The sequence below is a fragment of the Micromonospora sp. NPDC049101 genome (assembly GCF_040648675.1).
GTDB lineage: Bacteria > Actinomycetota > Actinomycetes > Mycobacteriales > Micromonosporaceae > Micromonospora.
The window spans coordinates 1-7,068 of sequence record NZ_JBEZED010000056.1; the positions used below are offsets into that span (position 1 = coordinate 1).

Annotated in this window: 6 protein-coding genes; all 6 read left to right on the forward strand. The window is 71.2% G+C overall.

All coding sequences use genetic code 11. The annotated features are described in order from the left end of the window. Nucleotides 1-261 precede the first annotated feature (261 nt). A complete protein-coding gene (locus AB0B57_RS36625; RefSeq protein ID WP_357081009.1) occupies nucleotides 262-1,521 on the forward strand; it encodes a hypothetical protein in 1,260 nt (419 codons plus the stop codon). 1 nt (nucleotide 1,522) lies between these two features. Next, a complete protein-coding gene (locus AB0B57_RS36630) occupies nucleotides 1,523-2,374 on the forward strand; it encodes a glycosyltransferase family 2 protein (RefSeq protein WP_357081012.1) in 852 nt (283 codons plus the stop codon). Next, nucleotides 2,371-3,450, forward strand: a complete 1,080-nt coding sequence (locus tag AB0B57_RS36635) for a glycosyltransferase family 4 protein (protein ID WP_357081015.1) — start codon at nucleotides 2,371-2,373, stop codon at nucleotides 3,448-3,450. The genes AB0B57_RS36630 and AB0B57_RS36635 overlap by 4 nt, the downstream gene beginning before the upstream one ends. Before the next feature lie 49 nt (nucleotides 3,451-3,499). Next, entirely contained in the window at nucleotides 3,500-4,414 is a 915-nt protein-coding gene (locus AB0B57_RS36640) for a glycosyltransferase (protein WP_357081018.1), read from the forward strand. Continuing rightward, nucleotides 4,414-5,277: a glycosyltransferase gene (locus AB0B57_RS36645; RefSeq protein ID WP_357081021.1), complete on the forward strand. Its 864-nt coding sequence runs from the start codon at nucleotides 4,414-4,416 to the stop codon at nucleotides 5,275-5,277. The genes AB0B57_RS36640 and AB0B57_RS36645 overlap by 1 nt, the downstream gene beginning before the upstream one ends. An 88-nt stretch (nucleotides 5,278-5,365) precedes the next feature. Then, the gene (locus tag AB0B57_RS36650) at nucleotides 5,366-6,997 is read left to right on the forward strand and encodes a hypothetical protein (protein WP_357081024.1); all 1,632 of its coding nucleotides are present in this window, start codon (nucleotides 5,366-5,368) and stop codon (nucleotides 6,995-6,997) included. Nucleotides 6,998-7,068: the final 71 nt, after the last annotated feature.

Sequence of the window (7,068 nt, forward strand, 5' to 3'; positions counted from 1 at the left end):
GCCGTCGGCACTGCCGAGGGGCTTGCCCAGCAGCAGGCGAACGTACTCCGACCCGATGAATCCGGCTCCGCCGGTGACGAGGATCCTCACGGGTCCGAGAGTCTACGCCGGCCGACTGGCGGTGACCGCAGGTGTTTCGGCATTATCGGGTTAGGGCCACCTGGTCGATTGCAGGTGTAGCGGCATTCGGGTAGAAAGTGCCAGCGAAGTACGACTCGTCGTGCCCGCACGTAACGCATCTATGGGGGGCGAGTGAACGGCGTGTCGCTGGTCAATACCGCTCGGCCATCGCCGGATCCCGGCACGAAGCCATCGCCCGGACGCCGCGCACTGGGCCTGCTGCGGCGACTCATCGCACCCGAACGTCTCTACATCGGCGCGCTCGGTCTGACCGGGTTGGCGGCGGTCCTGTCGGTGGCGCTGCCGCCCGCCGAGCGCGGTGAACTCTCCGCGAACATGGTGAGCGCCACACTGGGCGCGGCCGTCGGTGGCCTGTCCCTGGACACCTTCCTGCTGTCCCGTCCGGGCGGCTGGGTCTTCTCCCGGGGGCGCCCCTGGGTCCTCGCGATGTTGGCGGCCTCGGTCCTGCTCTCCGTCGTCGCCGCCGCGGTGCTCACCACGGTGGCCGGGCTCGGCAGCTACCTGGTCGGCATGGGCTCCGCGGCCGGTCTGACGATCTTCAACACGGTCTCGTCGATCGCGTTGCGTCAGAAGAGCTTCATGGTCGTCTACGCGATGCGCGCGGCGAGCGGCGCGGTCCTGGTCGGTGGCTACGTGGCGCTGTACTTCGCCGGCTACCTGGACGGCGGCCTGTGGAGCATGGTGTGGCTCGTCGTCCAGTGGGTCAGCGCGCTGTCCGTGTGTGCCCTGGTGCTGGGGATGCTCCGGCGGATCGGGCCCGCGCCCCGGCCGGAGGCCACCGCGGTGGACTACCGCGCCGACCTGGCTGCCGTCGGCAACCTGCACCTCGGGATCTTCGCCCAGATGATGACGCTGCGGTTCAACCAGATCCTGGTGGCCAGGTTCGTCGGCGCCGGTCCCCTCGGCGTGTACGCCCTGGCCGTCGCCGCGCTGGAGTTCGCGCAGGCCGGTGCCGTCGTACGGGCGCAGCGGATCCTGGCCAACCGGGACGGCAACGACGGGCCCGACCCCACCCGGGCCGTGGTCACCGCGGCGCTGCCGGTCGCCCTGGCCGCCGTCCTCGGGCTCGGTGTGCTGGGCTACGTCCAGCCCGAGTACCGGCACGCCTGGATTCTCGGCCTCGTCCTCCTGCCCGGTTCACTGGCCACCGCGGCCGGCAAGAGCTGGAGCGCCCTGCTGCTGAAGAGGCGGGGCGAGCGGGCCACGACAGTGGTCGCCCTGATCACCCTCGGGTTCGCGATCCCCGCGTACTTTGCGATCATCCCGTGGGCGGGTGTGGTCGGGGCGGCGATCGCCTCGACGCTCGCCTACGCCGTACACGCCTTCGCCTCCAGAGCGAGCCTGCGACGAGCGCAGTCGCCGAATAATGGGACGGTTTGACATGGATGTCTCGATTGTTGTCCTCGCCTGGGAGGACTTTGAGCGCACCCGCGCCTGCGTCCTGTCGCTGCCGACGGAGGCAGAGATCGTCGTCGTCGACAACGGCAGCTCCGCGCACATCCAGGAGTCGTTGAGCGCGTTCTGCGCCGAGCAGGGTGTCCAGTACGTCCAGTCCGGCTCCAACCTGGGGTACGCGCGGGGAATGAACCTCGGCGTGCGGCACACCAGCCGGGCGAACGTGATCCTCTCCAACAACGACATCATCGTGCACGAGGACGCCGTGACCCGCCTGGTGGCCGCCCTCGACGACCCGCAGGTGGGCGCGGCCTTCCCGGGCGTGGTCACCCCGTCGGGTGTGTCGCAGACCGAGGGCGGGCGGTTCCTCGGCCTGGGCGTCGGTTTCGCCCACGCCACCGGGCTGAGCCTGGTGCTGCCGAACCTGCGCATCGTCGCGCCGCCGGAGAAGGCGGACTGGCTGACCGGTCCCTTCGTCGCCATGCGCCGGAGCGACTTCGACGCGATCGGCGGCGTCGACGAGACGTCGTTCTTCTACTCCGAGGACATGCGGCTCTGCTGGGCCGTCCGGCAGCAGGGTCTGCGGCTGGCGTACGTGCCGGAGGCCGTGATCATGCACGAGGACGACGCGACCGCCAAGCGGCGCTGGTCCGAGGAGGAGATCTCCGAGCGCCGCACCCGGGAGTTCATCCGGGCGAGCCGGAGCATGGGTGGCACGCGCGGCCGGATCGCCACGACGGCGTACGTGGGCGGGGTGCTGCTGCGCGCTGCGGTGGGAGGGAACCCGGTCCGCCGTGCCATCGCGCGTGGTGCCGTCGAGGGACTGCGTGCCTCGTGAAGGTGTTGTTCGTCTGCACCACTGGTGGCTCCGGCCGGCGGCAGCTCGGTGGTGCCGAACGCATCCTGACGGAGATCATCCCGGCGCACGCACGAACCGGCCTGGACGTCATCGCCGCCACCTCGGACGACGAGGTCGGCCACGCGCTGCGCGAGGCCGGAGTGCCGTGGGTCGGGCTCAGCGCGACCAGCCGGATCGACCTCGGCTACGCGCGGGAGATCCGCCGCCTGGTCGACGAGGTGCAGCCGGATGTGGTCTGCGCCCACCTGCTGTCCGCCGCCATGCACTCCCGGGCGGCGCTGAGCATGGGGCGCCGGCGGATCCCGCTCGTCGTCACCCTGCACAACAGCCTCTGGCAGTACCGGGACACCGCCGGGTCGTTCCAGCAGAAGGCGATCATCCAGTCCAACATCACGCTGGACCTGGCGATGCGTCGGGCACGTCCACACGCGACCGTGGCGGTGTCCGAGTTCGAGGCCTCCGAGCTGCGCGAGCGCGGCGGCGTCAAGAACATCCACCTGATCCCCAACCCGCTGCCCGCCACCTGGCCCAGCCCGAAGCCCGCGCACACGCCGCAGCCGGGTCGTCGGCCGGTGGTCGGCTATCTCGGCCGGTTGGAGAAGGAGAAGGGGGCCGACCTCCTGCCCGAGATCGCCTCCCTCCTGCCCGAGCTGGACTTCAGGGTCGCCGGGGCCGGCTCGATGGCGATCGCCGCCCGGCCCAACCTCGAACTCGTCGGCCGGGTCACGGCCGCGGACTTCCTCCAGGAGATCGACTGCCTGCTGGTGCCGTCCCGGGTCGAGTCGTTCGGGCTCAGCGCGTTGGAGGCGCTGTCCCTGGGCGTACCCGTGGTGCACACCGGCGCCGGTGGCCTGGCCGAGGTGACCCGGCACGCGACGGGCACCCTGGCGTTCCAGGCGGACCTCGCGCCCGCCGCGCTCGCCGGCGCCATCCGGGAGGCGGTGGCCCACCGTGCCGTCGACGAGGGGCAGCGGGTGGCCGAGTGGTACGCCCAGGAGTACGCCTTCGACAGGTGTGTGCAGCGGTGGCAGAGCCTGTACAGGTCTCTGCTGTGACGGACCTGCCGTCGTCCCGTGATCCGCGAACAGTGAGGGAGGTGTCCCGGTGACAGAGACGTTGACGATCGTCACGGTCCTCTACCGGTCCAGCGACATGCTCGCCGAGACGCTCCCGACCTGGGTACGCGCCGCCGAGGGCCTGCCGGTGACGTTCATCTTCGCCGACAACTGGCCGCAGGACGAGTGCGCGAAGGTCATCGCCGACGGCCTGGACGACGAGCGGTACGAGTACCTGCCCGACTCGTCGAACCCGGGGTTCGCGGCGGGCTGCAACCGGGCCGTCGCGGCGGCGCGGACGAGCCACGTGCTGCTGCTGAACCCGGACGTCTGGTTGCCGCAGGACGCACTGGTCCGCCTGTTCGCCAGCATCGCGGCGGACCCGCAGAGCCCGATCGCGGTGGGTCTCGCCATGCACGGCGGTGAGTTCGTCGGCATCGACCTGCACCCGGTCTCGCTGTTCATCGACCGGGCGGCGACGGTGCCGCGCGGGCCACTCGGCCCGTCCGGCGGCGCGGCCGTCTTCCCCACCGCGCTCTTCCACCGTTTCGGCGGGTTCTACGAGCACCTGTTCGCCTGGGGTGAGGACGCCGACCTCGCCTTCCGCATGTACGCCGAGGGCCTGCGGACCCGACGGTTGGACTTCATGCTCCCGCACGCCGGTGGCCACAGCGTCGAGGGCGACAACAAGCTCCAGGGATTCCGGGCGTTCCTGCTGGCCCGCAATCGGCTCCTGGTCGCCGCGCGGACCTTCACCTGGCCGCTGATGCTCGTCGCGATACCGGTCCTCGCCCTGGCCCACCTGGCGCTGGCCGCCCGGCGTGCCCGTCAGGGTCTGCTCCGCCCCTTCCTGCGTGGCGTGGGACGTGGCCTGGTGGAGGGGCCCGCCGCCCGCCGGCAGTGGAAGGGCAGGCGGTTCGGTTTTGCATCCCTGATCAGCTATCTGAGAGTTCGGAGCGCGTGATGGCAGGAACGCCGTGGAGTGTCGTGACGGTCACCTACAACTCCGCGGACACGCTCCGGCGGTGCTGGGGCGGCGCCAAGCCGTACGAGTGGATCGTCGTCGACAACGACTCCGCTGACGACTCGGTCGCCGTGGCGGAGGAGCTGGGCGCCCGGGTGATCCGGCTGCCGGAGAACGTCGGCTTCGCCAAGGCCAACAACGTCGGTGTCCGGCAGGCGGCCGGCGCGTACGTGCTGTTCGCCAACCCCGACCTGGAGGTCGAGCCGGCCGGGCTCGCCACGATGCAGCGTCACCTGGACGCGCACGGCGGCCTTGTCGCTCCCCAACTGCTCGCGACCGACGGCACCCCCCAACCCAACGGCCGTGGCTTCCCGTACGCCACCGCGAAGTTGGGCAACCGGAAGATCTGGCCGCTGTCGCGGATGCACGCCAACTACCGGGTGGTGGCCGACCCCGGCGAGGCCGTCTACGTGGCCTGGGCGATGGGCGCGGCGGTCGCGGCCCGCACCACGGACTTCGTCGCGATGGGCGGGTGGAACGAGTCGTTCTTCCTCTACTACGAGGACCACGAGCTGGGGCTGCGGGCGTGGCGGCACGACATGCCCGTGGTGCTGCTCGGCGACGTGCGGTGGACCCATCACTGGGCCCGTGCGACCAACTCGTTCCAGTGGTCGCGGGCGCACACCCTGGAGTTGCAGAGCGCCCGGACCTTCTTCGGCCTGTTCCCCGAGTTCGTGGTCGGGTTGCCGACGGCCGCCCGGCGCAACCCGCAGGCGGCCCGCCTGATCGGCAGGTCGGTGCCGACGCAGCGCGGTGCGGCCGAGTCCCTGCCCACGTCGGCCCGGCAGTCCGGGGCCAGCTGACGCCGCGTTTCCGGTGCCGCCGGGCCTCGACCGGCCCGGCGCGTTGGTGTCCGCCCGTCGGGTCGACGCTGACCGTTCCGTACTCGTGATGAGGAGCGACGTGGTCGTACAGCGGGAACGTGAGGACGTGGACCGTCCGGTCACGTCGGCGACGCCGAGGCGACGCCGAGGAGTCCCGGCGGACTGGATCGCCGTCGCCGTCCTGCTGGCGCTGTTCCCGGTGGTGCACGACGTCAAGACGATGCTCACGGCCGGGTACTGGCTCGACGAGGCATGGGTGGCGCTGTCGGTACGGCTGCCGCTGAGCGACCTGCCGGCGGCGACCTCGTCCACCCCGCTCGGCTGGAGTCTCCTGCTGCGGCTGGTGCCGGACACCGACTACCTCCGCGTGGTGCCGCTGGCGTTCCACGGGCTCACCGTCGTCGCCGCGTACGCGCTCGGACGGCTCTCGCGGTGGCCGACGCGGTGGCTCGGGATCGTCGCGGGCCTCGTCTGCGCGGCTGTGGTCCTGCTCCTGCCGGCCCAGCAGATCCGGCACGACCTCAAGCAGTACACCGCCGACGCCGCGATCACCCTGGTGCTGGTGGCGCTGGGTGCCTGGACGGAGCAGACCTGGTCGCGTGGGCGGCTCGGCGTGCTCGCGGCGGTGGCCGCCACCGGCATCGTGTTCAGCCACGTGACCGCGATCGCCACTCCGTGCGTGTTCGGTGGACTGCTGCTGGTGACCGCGCTGCGGCGGCAGTGGGCGCGGTTGCGGGACGTGGCCGTGGCGGCGTTCGGCGCGATGACAGTCATCGTCGTCTTCTACTTCGGCGTCTCCGCGCGCGGCAACAACGACCTGATGCGGGATTACTGGACCGACAGTTTTCCCAGCCTGACCGAGCTGCCCGGCTACCTCGACCGGCAGGTGCACGGCCTGGCACCGATGGTGGGCGCGCCCGCTCTGCTGATCGGCGGCCTGGTCCTGGCCGGTGTCGGCACCCTCGCCTGGCGGGGCCGCCCGGCCGCGGCGATCGCGCTCCTGCTGCTGCCGGTGGCGGTGACGACGCTTGGTGTCGCCCGGTTCTATCCGCTGCTGGAGCTGCGTACCTCGCACTTCCTGCTCGTCGTGACGGGCGCGGTCGCCGGCATCGGGGTCGCCGGCCTGGCCTACGGTGGGGCCGCACTCGTCCGCCGCGCGGTCCCCCGCGTGCCGGCCACGGCGCTGACCGCGGCGGCCTGCGCGGTCCTGCTCGCGTGGTACGGCCTCCACAACGGACGCTGGTACCGGTTCGACGGCGACGAACCAGGGCTCTACTACACCGCCATCGCGGTGACCGACATCCGTTCGGCGACCCAGTACGTGGCGACGCACCGGTCCGCCAACGACGTCATCGTGATGAACGACCTGGCGTGGTACGGCTTCGCGTTCTACTCGCCGCGGGACCGGGTCGAGTTGGTCGTTCCGTTCGGCAACACCGTCGGCTGGTGGATCCGGATGCCCACGCGGTCCGACGTCGTGGTGATCTCCGACCACGAGACGGCAGCCCTGCGCGCCAGCCTCGACCAGGCGCTCACGCTTGCCGAGCAGCGTGGCGGCGGGCGGGTGTGGCTGATCCGCTCCCACGCGATGGCGCAGGCGGAGGCCTGGCAGCAGGTGCTCGCCGGCTACCGGGTCGAGCAGGCGAGCGGCGGAGTGGAACCGGTCCTGCTGATCAGCAAAGACATCCCAGGTGCTTAGGTGTCAAGCAGTGGCGGTGTTGGGGTGATGTGTCCAGGCGGTGGTCTCGTTGTAGGTGGTGCCGGTCTTGA

What these genes read in the sequence shown, in the direction of transcription:
- AB0B57_RS36650 (WP_357081024.1), top strand. Translation starts at nt 5,366, where the DNA reads ATGAGGAGCGACGTGGTCGTACAGCGGGAACGTGAGGACGTGGACCGT.
- AB0B57_RS36630 (WP_357081012.1), top strand. Translation starts at nt 1,523, where the DNA reads ATGGATGTCTCGATTGTTGTCCTCGCCTGGGAGGACTTTGAGCGCACC.
- AB0B57_RS36645 (WP_357081021.1), top strand. Translation starts at nt 4,414, where the DNA reads ATGGCAGGAACGCCGTGGAGTGTCGTGACGGTCACCTACAACTCCGCG.